This is a genomic window from Streptomyces poonensis, from assembly GCF_014650915.1.
GTDB classification, from domain to species: domain Bacteria; phylum Actinomycetota; class Actinomycetes; order Streptomycetales; family Streptomycetaceae; genus Streptomyces; species Streptomyces poonensis.
Window position 1 is genome coordinate 444,114 of the sequence record NZ_BMVW01000001.1, and the last position, 18,208, is coordinate 462,321.

The window sequence follows — 18,208 nt, forward strand, 5'->3', positions numbered from 1 at the left end:
TCGCCGAACGAGTGTCTTGACTTCCCGCGACCGAGATATATCGTGAATAGCGCAGAACGCGATATGACGCGTCGCGTCGGCGACATGGGCCGCGGGCTTCCCGTCGCCTCGCCGTCCTGCCCCACCGAGGAGGTCAGCACCATGTCCGAGTGGTCCGTCACCGAGCCGCGGAAGTTCACGTTCGACGACCCCGTGACGACACTCCGTGTGCGCATCGTCAATGGAACGGTGAATGTGGTGGGTACCGACGAGGGTTCCGCCCGCCTGGAGGTGTCCCACCTGGAGGGCCCACCGCTGACGGTGACGCACGAGGACGGCACGCTGACCGTGGCGTACGACGACCTCCCCTGGAAGGGCTTCCTGAAGTGGCTCGACCGCAAGGGCTGGCGCCGCAGTGCGGTGGTCTCGCTGGCCGTCCCGGCCCGTACCCGCGTCGAGCTGGGCGTGATCGGCGCCACCGCCGTCGTCTCCGGGACCGACGGGCACACGGAGATCAAGGGCATCTCCGGTGACACGACCCTGATGGGCCTGACCGGCCCGGTCCGCGCGACGACGGCCGCGGGCAATGTGGAGGTCCAGGCCGTCACCGGCGACCTGCGGCTGAGCTCCGTCTCCGGTGATCTGACCGTCATCGAAGGGGCCTGCCCGACCGTGAAGGCCGAGTCGGTGAGCGGTGCGATCGTCCTCGACCTCGACCCATCGGGCCACCCGACGGACATCGGCCTCACGAGCGTCTCCGGCGAGATCGCCATCCGGCTCCCCCACCCCGCGGACGCCCAGGTCGAGGCCAACACGGCGAGCGGCACGATCTCCAACGCCTTCGACGACCTCCGGGTCCACGGCTCCTGGGGTGCCCACAAGGTCACCGGCCGCCTGGGCGCCGGCAGGGGCCGCCTGAAGGCCACGACCGTCTCCGGCTCGATCGCCCTCCTGCGCAGGCCGCCCGCGGAGGACGAGCCGTGGGACGCGGCACCGGAGACCCCGCCCACCCGGCCCGGTGACGCCGCGCCCGAAGCCCCGACCGACAAGAAGGTGCTCTGACATGCCCCCCGTCTTCGCCCACGGACGCCTCCGCCTCTATCTGCTGAAGCTGCTGGACGAGGCCCCGCGTCACGGTTACGAGGTGATCCGCCTCCTGGAAGAGCGCTTCCAGGGCCTGTACGCGCCGTCGGCGGGCACCGTCTACCCGCGCCTGGCCAAACTGGAGACCGAGGGGCTTGTCAGGCACAGCACCGAGGGCGGCCGGAAGGTGTACGCCATCACGGACGCGGGCCGTGCGGAGCTGGCCGACCGCAGGGGCGAGCTGGCCGACCTGGAGCTGGAGATCCGCGAGTCGGTGGCCGAGCTGGCCGCGGAGATCCGCGCCGATGTACGGGGCGCGGCGGGCGATGTGCGCCGCGAGATGCGCGCGGCCGTCTCGGAAGCCCGGCGGAGCTCCCGCGGCGGCACCGGAGAGCACGGCTCACCGGACGACTCCGGCACGGACCACGACCACCCCGACAGGGAGGCCTGGCGCGCCGCGAAGGAGGAGCTCCGGCGCGTCAGGCAGGAGTGGAAGGAGCAGGCCCGGCGCGCGAAGGACGAGAGCCGGCGGGCCCGCGAGGAGGCCCAACGCGCCCGGCGCCAGGCCCAGGAGGCCCAGGAGCGCGCCCACAGCCAGGCCCAGGAGGAGCTGCAGCGCATCGCCAAGCGCGTCCAGGAACAGGTCCAGCACCATTTCACGCAGGGCGACTGGCCGACCGGGATACGAGAGGGCCTCGCCGAACTGACCAAGGAGTTCGGCGAGTTCGGCAAGGACTTCGGCTTCGGGCACACCGCCCCGTCGTCCGGCACCGGCAAGGACGGCCACCCGTCCGCGCGCCGCCCCGAAGCGGATGGGCCCGAGTACACCACCACCCCGGAGGACTTCCCCGGCGCGTACGAACCCGCCTGGGTCCACGAGGCCTCCACGGGCGACCCCGCGCGGGACCTGGACCGCCTGCTGGACCGCTTCCGTGACGACATCCGCGACGCGGCCCGCGACCACGGCGTCACGGAGACGCAACTGCACGACACCCGCCGCCATCTCTCGGCGGCGGCGGCCCACATCGGCGCGATACTGCGCGCCCCGAAGGGGTGAGAGCCGGGAGGAGCGCGGGTGAGTTTCAGCCCGCCTGCGACTCCCCCTGACCGTTCAGCACCCGCGTCACCGACTCGTACGTCACGCCGTGGTCGGCGAGGATCTCGGCGGGCACGCCGGGCAGGACGGTCAGAGCGAGGAGGATGTGTTCGTCACCGACATGGCGGTCACGGCGGGCCAGGGCGGCTCGCAGTGCCCTTTCGAGGACGTCCTTCGCCCCCCGGCTGAAGCTGCGCCGACCCGACCACCAGCCCTTGTCCCCACGGTCACCGGACAACGCCCCGACGCCGTGCACCTCCTCGACCCGGGAAACGATCGCGGAGACGTCGATGCCCAGCCCGGCAAGGGCATCGGCCTCCGCCCGGGTCAGGCCCGCACGCCGATGCGCCGCCTCCAACGCCCGCCGTACCGACTCCCCGCGCTCGGCGAGCCCCAGAGCGGCCAGCGCCAAGGATGCGCGGCCGGTCTCACCGTCGAGCAGCGCGAGAAGGATGTGCTCGGCGCCGACGCTCTGCGAGCCGGAGCGTTCGCTGTGGACGGCGGCGCCCCGCACCACGTCGCGGGCGTCCTTCGTGAACCGTTCGAACATCACTGCCTCCCGTACTTCTTGTGCACGGCCTGCCTGCTGACACCCAGTTCGGCGGCGATCTCCTGCCACGACCAGCCCTGATTGCGCGCGCTGCGCACCTGTACCGCCTCCAGCTGCTCCAGCAGCCGCCGCAGAGCGGCGACGGCCCGCAGCCCGACCCGCGGATCGCGGTCACCCGCGCGCTCGGCGAGATCCCTTGCTTCGGACATGATGTCAACTTAGGTTGACACACCCGCTCCCGTCAACCCAAGTTGACACTCATGGCCGCGCACGCACGAACGGCGGGCTCGGAGCCGACCAGCTCCGAGCCCGCCGCACGGCGATTTCGTACACGGCGGTCCCGTCCCGCCGAAATGCCTCAGGAAGTGGTCAGCACGATCTTCCCGAAGAGATCACCGGCCGCCAGCCGCTCGAAGCCCTCACGGGCCCGGTCCAGCGGCAGCACCTCGTCGATGACAGGCCGCACTCCCGTGGCCGAGCAGAAGGAGAGCAGATCCTCCAGCTCGTCCTTCGTGCCCATCGTGGACCCCACCACCCTCAGCTCCAGGAAGAAGATCCGGGTCAGCTCGGCATGGGAGGGCCGGTCACCGCTGGTGGCACCGGAGATGACGAGGGTGCCCCCGGGCCGCAGCGACTTCACGGAGTGGGACCAGGTGGCGGCGCCCACCGTCTCCAGCACGGCATCGACCCGCTGCGGCAGCCGCGCCCCCGGCTCCAGCGCCTCCACGGCCCCCAGCTCCACCGCCCGCTTGCGCTTGGACTCGTCCCGGCTGGTCGCGAAGACCCGCAGCCCCGCGGCCTTCCCCAGCACGATCGCGGCCGTGGCGACACCACCCCCCGCGCCCTGCACCAGAACCGAGTCCCCCGGCCGCACCCCCGCGTTCGTGAACAGCATGCGGTACGCCGTCAGCCAGGCAGTGGGCAGACAGGCGGCCTCCTCGAACGACAGCTCCGCCGGCTTCGGCAGCACGTTCCACCGGGGTACGGACACCAGCTCGGCGAACGTCCCCTGGTACCGCTCGGTCAGGATGGACCGGGGCTCGTCGAACCCGACCCCGTGACCGCTCTGCCCGATCACCGAGTGCAGCACGACCTCGTTGCCGTCCTCGTCGACGCCCGCCGCGTCGCACCCGAGGATCATCGGCAGCTTGTCCTCACCGAGCCCGACGCCCTTCAGCGACCACAGATCATGGTGATTGAGCGACGCCGCCCTCACCCTCACGGTCGTCCAGCCGGGCCGTCCCACGGGAGCCGGACGCTCCCCCAACTCCAGCCCCCGCAGGGGTTCGTCACGGTCGATACGAGCAGCGTAGGCAGCGAACATGGCCCCGACCATAGGACTTGCCCCCACCCGGGGGAACCACACGCCGCTGTGACACGCGTCCCGCTCCCGAAAGCCGCACACCGGCCGCGCCCGACACCGGGCCCAGGACGCAACACACACCCGAGGCGCGACACGCACCGGAAGGGGACGACACCGGCCCCCACGGACCCGGCAGCCGCGTACGGCGGAAAGGGGGCGTGTTCGGGGGTGTCCGCGCGCAGCGGCCGGCGGAACACACCACCGGCCGCCCTCCCGAAGCGACACGGAACCCGCCGGACCGAGCACGGACACCCCCCGGCGCGTCCCCGACCCACAACCGCAGGCCCCCAAGCCCTCACGGCGAAGCGCCCCCGCGCAGAACACCCACCACCGAAAAGCTCGGGTCCCGCCCACAGCCCGTGGACGGGACCCGAAAAACCAAGCTCAGCAGCTCGACCGAGCCGGCGGCGGAGCCTACCGCCGGGCCACCCCTTCAGCCCGAGCCGCCGCAGCCACGGCCGCCGTCACAGCCGGAGCCACCCGCTCGTCGAACGGCGAGGGAATGACATAGTCCGCCGCCAGATCGTCACCCACGACCGCCGCCAGCGCCTCGGCAGCCGCGATCTTCATGCCCTCCGTGATCCGGGAGGCCCGCACCTGGAGCGCCCCGGCGAAGATCCCGGGGAACGCCAGCACGTTGTTGATCTGGTTCGGGAAGTCGGACCGCCCGGTGGCGACGACCGCCGCGTACTTGTGCGCCACCTCGGGGTGCACCTCGGGGTTGGGGTTGGCCATGGCGAACACGAACGCGCCCTCGGCCATCGACGCCACCGCCGGCTCCGGCACCGTACCGCCGGACACCCCGATGAACACGTCCGCGCCCGCGAGGGCCGACTCCAGCGACCCCGTCAGCCCGGCCTTGTTGGTGAGCTCCGCGATCTCCCGCTTGACCGGCGTCAGGTCCTCCCGGTCGGCCGACACGACGCCCTTGCGGTCCGTGACCGCGACGTCCCCGATCCCGGCCTCCAGCAGCATCTTCGCGATGGCCACGCCGGCCGCGCCCGCACCCGAGATCACCGCCCGCAGATCGCCGAGCTCCCGCCCGGACAGCCGCGCGGCGTTCCGCAGCGCCGCCAGCGTCACGACCGCCGTGCCGTGCTGGTCGTCGTGGAAGACCGGGATGTCCAGCCGCTCCTGGAGCCGCCGCTCGATCTCGAAGCACCGGGGTGCCGAGATGTCCTCCAGGTTCACGCCACCGAACGACGGCGCCAGCCGGGCCACGGTCTCCACGATCTCGTCGACGTCCGTGCAGTTCAGCGCGATCGGCACCGCGTCGACGCCACCGAACTGCTTGAACAGGATCGCCTTGCCCTCCATCACGGGGAGGGAGGCCTCCGGGCCGATGTCCCCGAGCCCGAGCACCGCCGTACCGTCCGTCACCACGGCGACGACGGACGACTTCCACGTGTAGTCGTGGACGAGGTCCGGCTGCTCCGAGATGGCGGTGCACACACGGGCGACACCGGGCGTGTACGCGAGGGACAGGTCGTCCTTGTCCCGGACGGGCACGGTGGCCTGCACGGCCATCTTGCCGCCGCGGTGCAGGGCGAACGCCGGGTCGAAGGAATCGAGCGGCTCCGCGCCGCCCTGTTCGCCGCTGTCGTTATCGGTCCGAGGATTGACGATCTCCGCTGCCATTTTCTCTTTACCCCTTAAGTGTTCAGAGTTTGAGGGTGACCACTTCCGATCAGGAAGCGGGCGGGACCGCGCAAGGCCCGGATGGCCGATACGCACGGGCGGATGGCCGATACGCACGGGCACAAACGCGACGGGCGCGCCGCACACGCGCCCTGAGCCCCGGATGAGGGGTGTAAGGAACCTTCTTACCGGACGGACGGCGTCGAGGACGAGTCCATAACGCGAAGGTCACACATCGGTGACAGCACTCTTGGCCGGATTTGCCGAAAGAGGCCGAAACAGTGGGCAGATCCGTGACAAGTCCCACAACAGCCACCCATGTGCGGTGCATGGAGTCGACCGCATCCTGAGATGCACCGAAGATTTTCCGGCCCGAAGGAAGGATTGCCGCAAAGGTCCGGTCAGGATGGACCGTCCTGCGGTGGTTCGGGGGTAACCCGTTATCCGATTTTGACATATCGGGGGACCTGAACGACCAAGTCCGAATGGCAAGATGCCGTCATCACACGAGGTCGAGGCGCCCAACGACGTGTGCTGCCGTCGACCCAACGGCACAGCCGTCGGCTTCCCCACCACCCCGCCGGAGGACACCACCATGACCGCAGGCAACACCCGTCGCACGACCGCTCTGCGCTCCCGGACAGCCGCGGTCGGCGCGATCGCGGTCGCCGGCGCCCTGCTGCTCACCGGCTGCGGTGACCAGACCAAGGACAACGGCAGCGGCAGCGACTCGGAAACCACCAAGGCCAACTCCGCGCCGCTCGCCGACAAGCTGCCCGCGGACATCCGCAACAAGGGTGTCGTCAAGGTCGGCTCGGACATCGCGTACGCGCCCGTCGAGTTCAAGGACGACTCCGGCAAGGTCGTCGGCATCGACCCCGACCTCGCCGAGGCGCTGGGCAAGCAGCTCGGCGTGAAGTTCGAGTTCCAGAACGCCACGTTCGACACCCTCATCGGCGGTCTCGCGTCCAAGCGCTACGACATCGCCATGTCGGCCATGACCGACACCAAGGACCGCCAGGAGGGCGTCGACGCCGACACCGGCAAGAAGGTCGGCGAGGGCGTCGACTTCGTCGACTACTTCACCGCCGGCGTCTCGCTGTACACCAACAAGGGCTACGACCAGGGCATCAAGACCTGGGACGACCTCTGCGGCAAGACCATGGCCGTGCAGCGCAACACCTTCTCCCACGACCTCGCCAAGGACCAGGCGAAGAAGTGCAAGAAGGACGGCGAGAAGGCCCTCAAGATCGAGGACTTCGCCACCAACCCCGAGGCCGAGACCCGGATGCGTTCCAAGGGCGCGGACGTCGTCTCCGCGGACTTCCCGATCGCCGCGTACTCGGTGAAGAACGCGGGCGGTGGCAAGTACTTCGAGATCGTCGGCGACCAGGTCGAGGCGGGCCCGTACGGCATCGCCGTGTCCAAGGACAACACCGAGCTCCGCGACGCGGTACAGGCGGCCGTCCAGGCGATCATCGACAACGGCGAGTACAAGAAGATCGTCGACAAGTGGGGCGTCGCGGACGGCGCGGTCACCGAGGCCAAGATCAACGGCGGTTCGTGAGCCGGCCCGTCCGGCTCTGAGAGGCACCCCCCATGACTGTTGACGTCAACAAGACGGACGGTCCCGCCGACACGACGCCCCCCGCCGGACCGGAGGCCATCAAGGCCATACCGGTCCGGCACCCGGGACGGTACGTGTCCGCGGCCGTCGCCGTCGCCCTGCTGGGCGCGGTGGTCTACGCCTTCGCGCAAGGCAAGATCAACTGGGACGCGATCCCCGAGTACTTCTTCGACGACCGCATCCTCGAGGGCGTCTGGAACACCCTGCTGCTCACCGTGCTCTCGATGCTGATCGGCATCGTGGGCGGCGTCCTGCTCGCCGTGATGCGCCTGTCCAAGAACCCGGTGACCTCGTCCATCGCGTGGTTCTACATCTGGTTCTTCCGCGGCACGCCGGTCCTCGTCCAGCTCTTCGTCTGGTTCAACCTGGGCCTGGTCTTCGAGTACATCAACCTCGGCCCGATCTACAAGGACTACTGGTCGTCCTTCATGACGCCGCTGCTGACGGCGCTGCTCGGCCTGGGCCTCAACGAGGCCGCGTACATGGCCGAGATCTGCCGCGCCGGTCTGCTCTCGGTCGACGAGGGCCAGACCGAGGCGTCGCACGCGCTCGGCATGAGCCATGTGAAGACGCTGCGCCGGATCGTGATCCCGCAGGCGATGCGCGTGATCGTGCCGCCCACGGGCAACGAGGTCATCAACATGCTGAAGACGACCTCGCTCGTCTCGGCGGTGCAGTTCATGGACCTGTTCAAGCAGGCCCAGGACATCGGCCAGAACGCGGGCTCCTCGGTGGAGATGTACTTCCTCGCCGCCGCCTGGTACCTGATCATGACCTCGATCCTGAGCGTCGGGCAGTACTACATCGAGCGGTACTACGCCCGCGGCTCGACCCGCACCCTGCCGCCGACCCCGTTCCAGCGCTTCAAGGCCGCCGTCCTGCCCGCGCGCCGCCCGAAGGGAGTCACGGCATGACGCAGACCTCCACCGCGGACTCCACCGCCGCCTCCCCCGCCATGGTGAAGGCCGAGGGCGTCCACAAGTCCTTCGGGTCCGTCGAGGTCCTCAAGGGCATCGACCTGGAGGTGAGGTCCGGCGAGGTGTTCTGCCTCATCGGCCCCTCCGGCTCCGGCAAGTCGACCTTCCTGCGCTGCATCAACCACCTCGAGAAGATCAACGCCGGCCGGCTGTACGTCGACGGCGAGCTGGTCGGCTACCGCCAGAAGGGCGACAAGCTGTACGAGCTCAAGGACAGCGAGGTGGCCCTCAAGCGCCGGGACATCGGCATGGTCTTCCAGCGCTTCAACCTGTTCCCGCACATGACGGCCGTCGAGAACGTCATGGAGGCGCCGATCCAGGTCAAGGGCCTGCGGAGAGCCGAGGCGCACCTCCGCGCGATGGACCTGCTGGAGCGCGTCGGCCTCGCCGACAAGGCGGGCAACTACCCGTCCCAGCTCTCCGGCGGCCAGCAGCAGCGCGTGGCGATCGCCCGTGCGCTCGCGATGGACCCGAAGCTGATGCTCTTCGACGAGCCCACCTCGGCGCTCGACCCGGAGCTGGTCGGCGACGTCCTCGACGTCATGCGCGACCTCGCCGAGTCCGGCATGACGATGGTGGTCGTCACCCACGAGATGGGCTTCGCCCGCGAGGTCGGCGACAGCCTCGTCTTCATGGACGGCGGTGTGGTCGTCGAGTCCGGCAACCCGCGTGACGTCCTGACGAACCCCCAGCAGGAGCGCACCCAGTCGTTCCTGTCGAAGGTGCTCTGACAGTTCGCACTGCAGCACTCACGCGAGAGGGGCGGTACGACGCATGCCGTACCGCCCCTCTCGCGTGCCCGTCCGGGGACTACTTGAGCGCGAGCAGCAGCGTGTCCGACGGCGAGCACCACACCGGGCGGGCCTCGGCGAAGCCCTTCTCGCGCAGCACGCGCGCGTGCCATGCCGCCGGCGGCATCTCGCCGTCCGCGTGGTCACCGTAGATCTCGAAGCGGCGGGCGGTCGGCTCCGCGAGGACCGGATCCTCGGCGGCGAGCCGCCACCACTCCTTCCAGTCGAGGACGCCGTCCTTCTTCGCCTGCTCCATGCGCGCGTGCCGGTGCGCGCTCTCGGCCGCGTTGATCCGGGGGGTGGCCGGGTCGGGCATGTGGTCGGCGTTCATGAAGACGCCGCCGTCGCGGACGAGGCCCGCGAGCCGGCCGTAGAGGGCCGCCAGCGGCTCGGCGCGCAGCCAGTGCAGGGCGGTGGCGGTCAGCACGGCGTCGTACGAGTCGTACGGCAGCCGGGTCACCCATTCGGGGTCGGTGAGATCGGCCGTCACCAGCGTGACCCGGGGGTCGTCCGCGAAGGTCCCCTCCGCGATCGTGAGGAGGGCCGGGTCGAGATCGACGCCGGTGCTGTTGGCCTCCGGGAACCGGGCGAGCACTCTGGCGGTGATACTTCCCGTGCCGCAGGCGAGGTCCAGGACGCGGGGTGCGGTGCCGACGAGAGCCTCGACCATGTCCAGCATCACCCCGAACCGCTCCTCACGGTCCGGCAGGTACCACTCCTGCTGCCGGTCCCAGCTCTCCTGCCAGGCATGCCAGTCGGTTCCGATAGGTCGGGTGGAGGTGGTCAATGTGAGCCCTTCCGTCAGCATCGTCGGTGCCGTCCGCGCGACCCGCGGCGATCACGCCGGTCACGTGGTACGCCGGAACGCGTAATACCCTGAAAGCGCAATCAGCCGTTACTTGCCTCGTACGCACGACGATAGAGCCCCCTCGTAAGGACTACAAGTGGAACTGGCCTATTACTCGGATTACGCCGTCCGTCTCGTCAACACCGAGGAGCCGGTCCGGGGCACGGACACGCTCACCTCGGTGGAGGCCGTCCGCGACCTCTTCGGGGGCAATCGGACCGCGGCCCGCCGCGCCACCGACGCCGACGTCACCCGCTTCCGCTCGGTACGGGCCCGGCTGCGCGCCGTCTTCGAGGCCGCGGACGGCGGAGACGAGACACTCGCCGTGGACCTGCTGAACTCCCTGCTGCTGGAGTTCCCGGTGAGCCCGCAGATCTCCGGCCACGACTCCCGGGACGACGACGGGCGCCCGCTGTGGCACATGCACCTGGCGGACCACCCGTCGAACGCGACCGCCGGCTACGCGGCGATCGCCGCCATGGGGCTGGCGTTCCACCTCACCGAGTACGGCGTGGACCGGCTCGGCCTGTGCGAGGCCGCGCCCTGCCGCAACGCCTACCTGGACACCTCCACGAACCGCTCCCGGCGGTACTGCTCGGACCGCTGCGCGACCCGCGCCAACGTGGCCGCCTACCGTGCCCGCAAGCGCCTGGAGGCCGACCGGTCGGCGAACACCAGCCGGACCGCCGAGAACAGCCAGCGCAGCAGCGCGAACGGCGAGAGCTGAGGACCACTGCGCGGCCGGTACCGGAGCCGCACCGTGCCGACGACCAGGTCCTCGGGCACGGTGCCGTAGTCGGTGCTGTCCCCGCCCGCGTACGGGTTGTCGCCGAGCACCCACCAGCCACCCTCGCGCCGTTCGGCCGCCCGTTTCACGACGAGCAGGTCCTGCTGGAAGGGATGCCGCAGCACGATCACATCGCCGACCCGCACGCGCGCCCCGTAGTGGACGAGGAGACGGTCCCCGTGGCGCAGTGTGGGCACCATGGACGGACCCGTCACCTCCGCCACCCCGAAAGGCAGGACGGCCCGCCCGTGCTCCGTCTCCTGCGACAGCTCCGGCATCCCCGGCACCTCCCCGGTCCGTTCCTCCACCAGTCCCAGTCTGACCCTGGACTTTTGTCCTAAGCCGCCGGGGGCACTCGCGAAATCGCGTCTCCTACGGAGTAATGTCCCACCTGAGAAGACGATCACGAGGAAGGACAGCTACATGCTCTCCCGCCTGTTTGCCCCGAAGGTCAAGGTCAGCGCGCACTGCGACCTGCCCTGCGGTGTGTACGACCCGGCCCAGGCCCGCATCGAGGCGGAGTCGGTGAAGGCCGTCCAGGAGAAGATGGCCGGCAACGACGACCCGCACTTCCAGGCGCGCGCCACGGTCATCAAGGAGCAGCGCGCGGAGCTCGCGAAGCACCACGTCTCCGTGCTGTGGAGCGACTACTTCAAGGCGCCGCACTTCGAGAAGTACCCGGAGCTGCACCAGCTGGTCAACGACGCCCTCAAGGCCCTGTCGGCCGCGAAGGCGTCGACCGACCCGGCGACCGGCCAGAAGGCGCTGGACTACATCGCCCAGATCGACAAGATCTTCTGGGAGACGAAGAAGGCTTGATCTTGGATCATGCCGTTTGACCTGCGATTTCCTTGGTCGCTTGGTCTTCCGGTCCGCACCCGGTCCGCAGGCCGCCGAGCACGGCGTCCATGACGGTCCGGGTGCGGTCTTCTTCGCCCGGCCACAGGTGGGCGTAGATCCGCAGCGTGATGACGGCGGACGCGTGGCCGAGGACGAGCTGGACCTGCTTGACGCTCGCTCCGCCGGCGATGAGCGCGGAGGCGTAGAAGTGCCGCAGGTCGTGGGTCACCATGTGCGGCAGCTCGACGGGCTTGCGGCCCTCGCGCTCGGCCGCATTGCTCTCCTCCGCCTGGAGCGCCCTGCGGGCGCAGTTCCACTCGGTCTTCCAGCGCCGATAGTTGAGCGGCTCCCCCTTCTCCATCGTGAACAGCCACTCCTTGGAGGGGCGTGCAGCGAGATGCGCGAGGAGCGCGTCGGTGACGACCTCTCCGACCGGGACCGTACGCCGAGACTTCGCGGTCTTCGGCGGGCCGCTCTTCCCCGACTGAAGCCGCTGCCGCTCGACGCGGATGGTGCCGGCCTTGAAGTCGACGTCCGACACCTTCAGGCCGAGCAGCTCACCGATGCGCAGCCCTGATCCGGCGAGAGTGACGATCGCCGCGCGGATGTACGGCGGCATCACGCGGGCCATGGCCTCGACCTGGGCGACCGTGGGCGGGGTGACCTCTTCGTCCGGCATGGCCGGGAGGGTGATCCGGCGGCATGGGCTGGAGGCGATGACCTTGTCGTCCACGGCCGCCGTCATGACGCGAACGAGGACGTCGTAGACGTTCCGCACGCTGCCGGGGCCGAGCTGGTCGGACAGGTGCTTGAAGAGCACTTGTATGTCGTTGCGGCGTATCGCCGCCATGGAGCGGGCGCCCAGTGTCGGTACGAGGTGGAGCCGCAGCGCGTTGTCGGTGATGCGCTCGCCCGCCTCGCTCGCGATGAGCGAGCCTTCCCACTTCTCGGCGTACTTCTCGAACGTCACGCGGCCGGCGCGGGGATCAACGTACTGGCCGGTGACCATGCTGGCCGTGACCTCGTCGAGCCACCGCTGGGCATCAAGCTTCCGCTCAAAGTGGCGAGCGTGCTCCTTACCGTCGAGGTCGCGGTAGCGGGCCCGCCATTTGCCGTTGGGGCGCTTCTGGATGTTGGCCAAGTGGCCTCTCCTTCGTGTCGGTTGTCAGTAGTGGCCGCCGTCCTCGATGTCGTTGCTGAGCGTGCGAGCGTCGCGCTCGTCGCCCATGAGGCGGAGGCACTGCTCGTGGATCGCCCGCGAGCTGTCGGGATGGGCCTTGATGTGGTCGGCGATGGCGACCACGGCGTGGTGCAGGCGGTCGCGCGCGTCTCGCGCCTCGTAGAACGCTTCGACGGCCTCTTGGACGAGGCGCCGGCTGTCGATGTCGAGCCCCTCCAAGGGCGGGGACATCAGCTCTTCGAGAGGGAGCTCGAAGACGCGGGAGAAGGCTAGGGCCTCGTCGAGGTTGATGCGGCGGCGGGGGGTGCCGTTCTCGATGCGCCAGACCGCTGTCTGGTTCATCTTGATGCCGGCTCTGGTCACCCGCTCGGCCAGCTCGGTCGTGCTCCACCCCCTGACCTCGCGCTCCAGGGCCACGCGCGCGGCCACGTTCCCTTCGCTGTAGAGCACCGGCACCTCGCCGCCCTCGGGCCTGTCGCCTGCCATCGAACCTCCATCGTCACCGTCGCTATCCAAATTGAAACATGAGCTTCCCGATTTGGGTAACCGGCGATCCTGGGGTACAACTCTATGCAGATCGAATCGCTACCTAGCCGAATGGGAATGCATGCGATACCTGACCACCGCCGAGGTCGCCGAGCGCTACCGCACAGCCGAGAGCACCGTCCGCTACTGGCGCCACATCAAGAAGGGGCCGCGCGGCATCAAGGTCGGCAAGCGGGTGCTCTACCCCGAGGCCGAGCTCCTGCGCTACGAGCGCACGCTGATCGACGGCCGAGACGAGTGGGGCCTGGCCTCATGAGCCGCCGGCAGCCCCGGACACAGCAATGGCCCCCGGCGCGCCAACGCCGAGGGCCGGAGATTCCCCTGCACGTCGCCCATCCCTGAACGAACGAACCGGTGAGGGGCGGGACCTAGCCCGTCCCGTCCCTCACCTGAGAGGAACGTCTATGGAGGACTCTACGTCCCCCGCCACCTCGAACACATCCGAGGTTGTTTGGCCCACCCCCGCGGTCCCCGGCCAGGGCATCCCCTGGCGCAACGGGGACCGAGGCGGGGACCGAACGGAGTCACAGTCCCCTGCGACAGGTGTTCCGGTCGGGGACCGAGATTCCCCCAACGCGGAACATGCGCAGGTCAGCGCCCTGGGGACCGGTCCCGCCGAACCGGACGCCGGGGACCGGATAGAGACTTCCGGTCCGCCGGTCCCCGAACCCGGTCCCCGCGTCCCGGACGAGCGCGACGCACCCCGAGCCCTTGGTGAGGACCACGGTCCCCACGCATCTGCGGGGACCGTGGTCCCCGACGGCGGATCGGGGACCGGGGACCGCGCCGGCGCAAGCGACGAGACGGCCGACGAAGGAGATCCGCTGCTGGATGACCTACGTGCGGCGATCGGTCGGTACGTGGTACTGCCGAGCGACGAGGCCCTGACGGCGGTCACGTTGTGGGTGGCGGCCTCCCACATCCAGCCCGCCCTCCAGCACGCGCCACGGCTGGCTGTGGTGGGGCCGACCAAAGGATGCGGCAAGTCCCGTGTCCTGGACGTGCTCCACGAGACCGTGCACCAACCGATGATGACGGTGAACACGTCGCCCGCGGTGGTGTTCCGCGTCATCGGCAAGAACCCGCCGACGCTGCTGGTGGACGAGGCCGACACCATCTTCGGTCCGAAGGCAGGCGACAAGGAGGATCTGCGGGGCTTGCTGAACGCGGGTCACCAGCGCAACCGGCCCGCCTGGCGGATCTCTGGGCCGGAGCACAAGCCGACGGCATTTCCCACCTTCGCCATGGCCGCGCTCGCCGGGATCGGCGACCTGCCTGACACGATCATGGACCGGGCGGTCGTGCTCCGCATGCAGAAGCGCGCGCCGGGCGAGCGCATCGCCCCGTTCCGCTCGCGGTACTCCGTTCCCGAACTGAACGCGCTGCGCGACCGGCTGACCGCCTGGCTGGCCCCGCTGCGGAGCACCGCAGAGGGCTTGGTTCCGCAGATGCCGGTCGAAGACCGCGCAGCCGACACGTGGGAGCCGCTGGTGATCGTCGCCGATCTGGCCGGCGGGCACTGGCCCTCGCGGGCCCGTGCCGCCTGCCTGGCGATGACGCGCAACGAGGTGGTCCAGGACGAGCAGACGACGCTGAAGACGCGGCTGCTGCGAGACGTCCGCCGAGTGTTCGAGCGGGAAGGCCACAGGGAGGCTCTGCGCAGCCAGGACCTGCTCGCCGCCCTCCTCCAGGATGCGGAGGCACCGTGGGCCGAGTACGGGACGAAGGGCCTGAACGCCTACCACCTGGCCAACCTGCTGCGCGACTTCGGCATCAGCCCGGCCAACCACCGCTTCGAGAATGGCAGGCAGGCCAAGGCGTACGCCCGCAACCAGTTCCTCGACGCCTGGGCCCGCTACTGCCCCGACCCCGCCCAACCGGCCCCCGCAGCCGGCGAGACCGTGGTCGCACGTCGGGCCCCGGGCAAGCCGCCCGCCCCTCCGTCCGGGACGCTGCCCATCGGCCCGCCCGGCGGGCCTGCCGGCCCCAGGCCCACGCGCTGACACCAGCTCCGTATCAATCCGTCGCATCCGTCCCCGCGCAGGTCAGCGCGGGGACGGAGTTCCTCGCCGATACGGATCACTCCGTACCTGCGACCGCCTCCGTACCTGTCCTGACCAGCTACGGGACGGATGCAACGGACGTGACGAAGCCCCACCCCACACGACCACCGGAGCACCCCATGCCCGAAACGAGCACCGACAACGCCCCCTCCCGCCGCCGCAAGGGATTCTTCGGCCTGACCCGCCGATCAGCAGCAAGCTGGAGCGAACGAGCCTCTAACGAGGCTTCGTCCGCGCTTGCCCCCGCCCCAGGGGTGGCGGAGGAGAAGGCCGAGCGCCAGGGGGCGCCCGAGCCGGAGGAGGGTGTAGCCGAGACCAGCTGCCCGCCCGCACCCGACTCCGTCGCGCCGCGCCCTCAGCCGCCGACCGACGTCCAACCGCCCACCGAGCAGCCCTCCTGGCGGGACCTCGACGCCCCCGCCCTGCCCGCACTGATGAACCGCAAGCGCACCGTGGAGAAGCGCGACCAGGAGAAGACCATCCGCTTCACGCGGACCGCGGTGAGCATGATCAGCGCCGCCGCTCATCAGCGCGGTCAGAAGTTCGCCGGATTCGTCGGGGACGCCTCCTTGGCCGTTGCCCTCGGCAAGGCGGGGTTGGTCGGCAGCCCGGAGGACGACCCGGTCCGCCCGCTGATCGAGGCCGTCGAGGCACACACGGTCGCGTTGAACCGCATCGGCGGCAACCTCAACCAGATCACCGCAGCCATCCACCGAGGAACGGTGCCCGAGCGTGCCGAGGCGGTGCTGGACCGCGTCGAGCAAGCGGCCGAGAGCAGCTACCGACTGATCGACCAGCTTCTGACGGAAGGCACCGCGCATGGTTCCTGACGTCTCCACCGGCTCCAACACCCGCGGACTGATCGTCTACCTCTTCGGCCCCGGCCGCCGCGACGAACACGCCAACCCGCACATCGTCGCCGCCTGGGACATGGCCGGAGCCCTCGACCCGGGCCGCGACCCCGAGGCCACCTACTTCCAGCTCGCCAAGCGCCTCGACCACCACGTCGACCTGCGCACCCGCGAGCTGGGCGGCAAGAAGCCACCTCAGCACGTCTGGCACTGCCCGGTCCGTACCGCGCCCGGCGACCGCTACCTCACCGACGCCGAGTGGGCTGAGGTAGCCCGCCGCATCGTGCACGCCACAGGCATCGCCCCCGAAGGCGACGAGAAGGCATGCCGGTGGATCGCTGTACGCCACGCCGACGACCACATCCACCTCATGGCCACCACCGTCCGCGCCGACGGACGCCGCCCTCGCACCCACCGCGACGGGCAGCGGGCCCAAGCCGAGTGCCGCAAGATCGAAGCCGAGTTCGACCTGCGTCGTCTGAAGTCCGGCGACCTCACCGCGCCCCGCACCCCCACCGGCGCCGAACGCGCCAAGGCCGAGCGCCAGGGCCAGACGGTCACGGCACGGCACTGGCTGCGCGAGCAGGCGTACGCGGTCGCCGCCGCCGTACACAACGAAGCCGACTACTTCACCGTGCTGCAGTCCCTCGGCATCAAGGTCAAGACACGACTCGGCCCCGAGACCGGCGACGTGATCGGCTACAGCCTCGCCGCACCCGGCGACACCAACGTGGCTGGCGAACCCGTCTGGTACGGCGGCTCGAAGCTCGCCCCCGACCTCTCCATCAACCGCCTACGCGAACGCCTCCCCAACCAGAAGGTGGCCGACCACCCCCGGTATGCGGCGGACCCCACCGACCCATGGCGGCACAGGCACACCACCACCGCCATACACACGGCACGCACCGCCCTCGACTCGGATGACGATGCCGTCGCCCAGGGCCACCTGGCTGCCTTCGGCGATGCCCTGTACAACATCGCCAGCGCCACGACCGGCCCACACCGGGCGGAACTGCGGGCGGCGGCGATGGCGTTCAACCGCGCCCGCCGATCCGCCACCCGCGCCGACCACCAGGCCGCCACCGCCCTGCGCAAGGCCGCCAAGGAACTCGCCTACGCCTCCGGCGAGCCGGGCGGACTCGCCATCGCCCTGCTCTTCGCCACCATGCACCTGGCCCGCGCCGCCGCCAAGTGGCACGAGCAGCGCGGCCACGAACAGCAGGCCGCTGCGGCCGAAGAAGCCTTCCGCCACCTCCAGGCGGGCTACCAGCAGGCCGCCACACCCGTCCTGACGGACTTGGCCCGCCGAGCACCACGAGCCGCAACCGCCCGCCGCTTCGAGCAGGACGTTCGAGCGACCCTCCCCGACCACGCCGCCCGGATCCTCACCGACCCCGCTTGGACCGCCCTGACCACCACCCTCGCCCAAGCCGAGACCGCCGGCCACAACCCCCGACGCCTCCTGGCCGAAGTGGCCACCCAACGGGAACTCGACAGCGCCGAGCACCCCGCCGAGGTCCTCAACTGGCGCATTACAGCTCGGCCGAACCGGAGGACGCAAGCGGCTCGCATGCGAAGCGCCACCAGCGGCACCTCGGCCATGTCCGCCACGCCACACCCTCCGGCCACACCAGTGGCTACGAGGCCCGAAGAGCTGAGTCGGCACCGCTGACCCCCGTCAGATGCCCTCGCCACACGTCGCGGCGGGGGCATTTGATCCTCTGCCCCAGACTCTGCGCCAGCTCCTTCAACCTAGCTCGAAGCATCGGGCGCAGCAGGCTGCATGGTAAGCAGCTGCCCCAGTTCCCTCCCAACCAGAATCCCGGGCGAAGCGACCAATTAGACGGTGGGCAAGGGCGCCCGCCGAGCCCGAGGGGGTGACCCCGCGGAGGGTCTCACCGCAGAAGCGGAGGACTTCAGGACTAGGTCGTCTCCCGCTAACTACTGCACCTCAATTCCACAGCATCACTGTGCAGTTCGAGGCTATGAT

The 18,208-nt window shown here is 69.9% G+C and carries 19 protein-coding genes; 11 read left to right on the top strand and 8 right to left on the bottom strand.

Features of this window, described 5'->3' with window-relative positions:
* Nucleotides 1–141 precede the first annotated feature (141 nt).
* Together IE242_RS01925 and IE242_RS01930 are read left to right on the top strand one after the other, a co-directional pair.
* Nucleotides 142–1,041 carry a DUF4097 family beta strand repeat-containing protein gene (locus IE242_RS01925; protein WP_189856299.1) on the top strand — a complete coding sequence of 300 codons (900 nt, stop codon included), beginning with the start codon at nt 142–144 and terminating at the stop codon, nt 1,039–1,041.
* A gap of 1 nt (nt 1,042) precedes the next feature.
* Nucleotides 1,043–2,119, top strand: a complete 1,077-nt coding sequence (locus tag IE242_RS01930; RefSeq protein WP_189854621.1) for a PadR family transcriptional regulator — start codon at nt 1,043–1,045, stop codon at nt 2,117–2,119.
* 25 nt (nt 2,120–2,144) lie between these two features.
* Here IE242_RS01930 and IE242_RS01935 read toward each other — a convergent pair whose 3' ends face one another.
* The 4 genes from IE242_RS01935 to IE242_RS01950 form a co-directional block, all read right to left on the bottom strand.
* The gene (locus IE242_RS01935; protein WP_189854623.1) at nt 2,145–2,708 is read right to left on the bottom strand and encodes a Clp protease N-terminal domain-containing protein; all 564 of its coding nucleotides are present in this window, start codon (nt 2,706–2,708) and stop codon (nt 2,145–2,147) included.
* On the bottom strand, nt 2,708–2,917 hold the full coding sequence (locus IE242_RS01940; protein ID WP_189854625.1) for a helix-turn-helix domain-containing protein: 210 nt from the start codon (nt 2,915–2,917) through the stop codon (nt 2,708–2,710). The genes IE242_RS01935 and IE242_RS01940 overlap by 1 nt, the downstream gene beginning before the upstream one ends.
* Nucleotides 2,918–3,066: 149 nt before the next feature.
* On the bottom strand, nt 3,067–4,032 hold the full coding sequence (locus IE242_RS01945) for a zinc-binding dehydrogenase (protein WP_189854627.1): 966 nt from the start codon (nt 4,030–4,032) through the stop codon (nt 3,067–3,069).
* A gap of 453 nt (nt 4,033–4,485) precedes the next feature.
* Entirely contained in the window at nt 4,486–5,709 is a 1,224-nt protein-coding gene (locus IE242_RS01950) for an NAD(P)-dependent malic enzyme (RefSeq protein WP_189854629.1), read from the bottom strand.
* A 595-nt stretch (nt 5,710–6,304) separates the two neighbouring features.
* On the opposite strand from IE242_RS01950, the gene IE242_RS01955 reads away from it, so the two are divergent.
* Genes IE242_RS01955 through IE242_RS01965 form a run of 3 tightly spaced genes read left to right on the top strand, consistent with a single transcriptional unit; the run spans nt 6,305 to nt 9,044 of the window.
* A complete protein-coding gene (locus tag IE242_RS01955) occupies nt 6,305–7,276 on the top strand; it encodes an ABC transporter substrate-binding protein (protein ID WP_189856301.1) in 972 nt (323 codons plus the stop codon).
* 32 nt (nt 7,277–7,308) lie between these two features.
* Complete coding sequence (locus tag IE242_RS01960) at nt 7,309–8,250, top strand: amino acid ABC transporter permease (RefSeq protein WP_189854632.1); 942 nt, start codon at nt 7,309–7,311, stop codon at nt 8,248–8,250.
* A 41-nt stretch (nt 8,251–8,291) separates the two neighbouring features.
* Nucleotides 8,292–9,044: an amino acid ABC transporter ATP-binding protein gene (locus IE242_RS01965; protein ID WP_189856303.1), complete on the top strand. Its 753-nt coding sequence runs from the start codon at nt 8,292–8,294 to the stop codon at nt 9,042–9,044.
* Nucleotides 9,045–9,123: 79 nt separating this feature from the next.
* Here the strand turns inward: IE242_RS01965 and IE242_RS01970 are convergent, their stop codons facing one another.
* Nucleotides 9,124–9,912: a class I SAM-dependent methyltransferase gene (locus IE242_RS01970; RefSeq protein ID WP_189854634.1), complete on the bottom strand. Its 789-nt coding sequence runs from the start codon at nt 9,910–9,912 to the stop codon at nt 9,124–9,126.
* 136 nt (nt 9,913–10,048) lie between these two features.
* Here IE242_RS01970 and IE242_RS01975 point away from each other — a divergent pair, with 136 nt between their 5' ends.
* Nucleotides 10,049–10,678: a CGNR zinc finger domain-containing protein gene (locus IE242_RS01975; protein ID WP_189854636.1), complete on the top strand. Its 630-nt coding sequence runs from the start codon at nt 10,049–10,051 to the stop codon at nt 10,676–10,678.
* On the opposite strand, the gene sodX is transcribed toward IE242_RS01975, so the two are convergent.
* Nucleotides 10,582–11,016, bottom strand: a complete 435-nt coding sequence (gene sodX, locus IE242_RS01980; RefSeq protein WP_189856305.1) for a nickel-type superoxide dismutase maturation protease — start codon at nt 11,014–11,016, stop codon at nt 10,582–10,584. The genes IE242_RS01975 and sodX overlap by 97 nt on opposite strands.
* 145 nt (nt 11,017–11,161) lie before the next feature.
* Here sodX and sodN point away from each other — a divergent pair, with 145 nt between their 5' ends.
* Entirely contained in the window at nt 11,162–11,557 is a 396-nt protein-coding gene (gene sodN, locus IE242_RS01985) for a superoxide dismutase, Ni (protein ID WP_030339082.1), read from the top strand.
* 7 nt (nt 11,558–11,564) lie between these two features.
* Here the strand turns inward: sodN and IE242_RS01990 are convergent, their stop codons facing one another.
* Together IE242_RS01990 and IE242_RS01995 are read right to left on the bottom strand one after the other, a co-directional pair.
* Nucleotides 11,565–12,719: a tyrosine-type recombinase/integrase gene (locus IE242_RS01990; RefSeq protein ID WP_189854638.1), complete on the bottom strand. Its 1,155-nt coding sequence runs from the start codon at nt 12,717–12,719 to the stop codon at nt 11,565–11,567.
* A 24-nt stretch (nt 12,720–12,743) separates the two neighbouring features.
* Nucleotides 12,744–13,244 carry a helix-turn-helix transcriptional regulator gene (locus IE242_RS01995; protein WP_189854640.1) on the bottom strand — a complete coding sequence of 167 codons (501 nt, stop codon included), beginning with the start codon at nt 13,242–13,244 and terminating at the stop codon, nt 12,744–12,746.
* Nucleotides 13,245–13,365: 121 nt separating this feature from the next.
* Between IE242_RS01995 and IE242_RS02000 the strand changes: the two genes are divergently transcribed.
* The 4 genes from IE242_RS02000 (at nt 13,366) to IE242_RS02015 (ending at nt 17,890) form a co-directional block, all read left to right on the top strand.
* Nucleotides 13,366–13,560 carry a helix-turn-helix transcriptional regulator gene (locus IE242_RS02000; protein ID WP_085570898.1) on the top strand — a complete coding sequence of 65 codons (195 nt, stop codon included), beginning with the start codon at nt 13,366–13,368 and terminating at the stop codon, nt 13,558–13,560.
* Nucleotides 13,561–14,053: 493 nt separating this feature from the next.
* The gene (locus IE242_RS02005) at nt 14,054–15,307 is read left to right on the top strand and encodes a DUF3631 domain-containing protein (RefSeq protein WP_189854642.1); all 1,254 of its coding nucleotides are present in this window, start codon (nt 14,054–14,056) and stop codon (nt 15,305–15,307) included.
* A 314-nt stretch (nt 15,308–15,621) separates the two neighbouring features.
* The gene (locus tag IE242_RS02010) at nt 15,622–16,197 is read left to right on the top strand and encodes a MobC domain-containing protein (protein ID WP_189856307.1); all 576 of its coding nucleotides are present in this window, start codon (nt 15,622–15,624) and stop codon (nt 16,195–16,197) included.
* Nucleotides 16,187–17,890 (top strand): mobilization protein, encoded by a 1,704-nt coding sequence (locus tag IE242_RS02015; protein WP_189854644.1) that lies wholly within the window; start codon nt 16,187–16,189, stop codon nt 17,888–17,890. Before IE242_RS02010 ends, IE242_RS02015 begins: the two co-directional genes overlap by 11 nt.
* Nucleotides 17,891–18,208 lie beyond the last annotated feature (318 nt).

Coding starts and splice junctions, on each gene's coding strand:
- IE242_RS01925 (WP_189856299.1), top strand. CDS start 142: ATGTCCGAGTGGTCCGTCACCGAGCCGCGGAAGTTCACGTTCGACGAC.
- IE242_RS01930 (WP_189854621.1), top strand. CDS start 1,043: ATGCCCCCCGTCTTCGCCCACGGACGCCTCCGCCTCTATCTGCTGAAG.
- IE242_RS01935 (WP_189854623.1), bottom strand. CDS start 2,708: ATGTTCGAACGGTTCACGAAGGACGCCCGCGACGTGGTGCGGGGCGCC.
- IE242_RS01940 (WP_189854625.1), bottom strand. CDS start 2,917: ATGTCCGAAGCAAGGGATCTCGCCGAGCGCGCGGGTGACCGCGATCCG.
- IE242_RS01945 (WP_189854627.1), bottom strand. CDS start 4,032: ATGTTCGCTGCCTACGCTGCTCGTATCGACCGTGACGAACCCCTGCGG.
- IE242_RS01950 (WP_189854629.1), bottom strand. CDS start 5,709: ATGGCAGCGGAGATCGTCAATCCTCGGACCGATAACGACAGCGGCGAA.
- IE242_RS01955 (WP_189856301.1), top strand. CDS start 6,305: ATGACCGCAGGCAACACCCGTCGCACGACCGCTCTGCGCTCCCGGACA.
- IE242_RS01960 (WP_189854632.1), top strand. CDS start 7,309: ATGACTGTTGACGTCAACAAGACGGACGGTCCCGCCGACACGACGCCC.
- IE242_RS01965 (WP_189856303.1), top strand. CDS start 8,292: ATGGTGAAGGCCGAGGGCGTCCACAAGTCCTTCGGGTCCGTCGAGGTC.
- IE242_RS01970 (WP_189854634.1), bottom strand. CDS start 9,912: ATGCTGACGGAAGGGCTCACATTGACCACCTCCACCCGACCTATCGGA.
- sodX (WP_189856305.1), bottom strand. CDS start 11,016: ATGCCGGAGCTGTCGCAGGAGACGGAGCACGGGCGGGCCGTCCTGCCT.
- sodN (WP_030339082.1), top strand. CDS start 11,162: ATGCTCTCCCGCCTGTTTGCCCCGAAGGTCAAGGTCAGCGCGCACTGC.
- IE242_RS01995 (WP_189854640.1), bottom strand. CDS start 13,244: ATGGCAGGCGACAGGCCCGAGGGCGGCGAGGTGCCGGTGCTCTACAGC.
- IE242_RS02000 (WP_085570898.1), top strand. CDS start 13,366: ATGCGATACCTGACCACCGCCGAGGTCGCCGAGCGCTACCGCACAGCC.
- IE242_RS02015 (WP_189854644.1), top strand. CDS start 16,187: ATGGTTCCTGACGTCTCCACCGGCTCCAACACCCGCGGACTGATCGTC.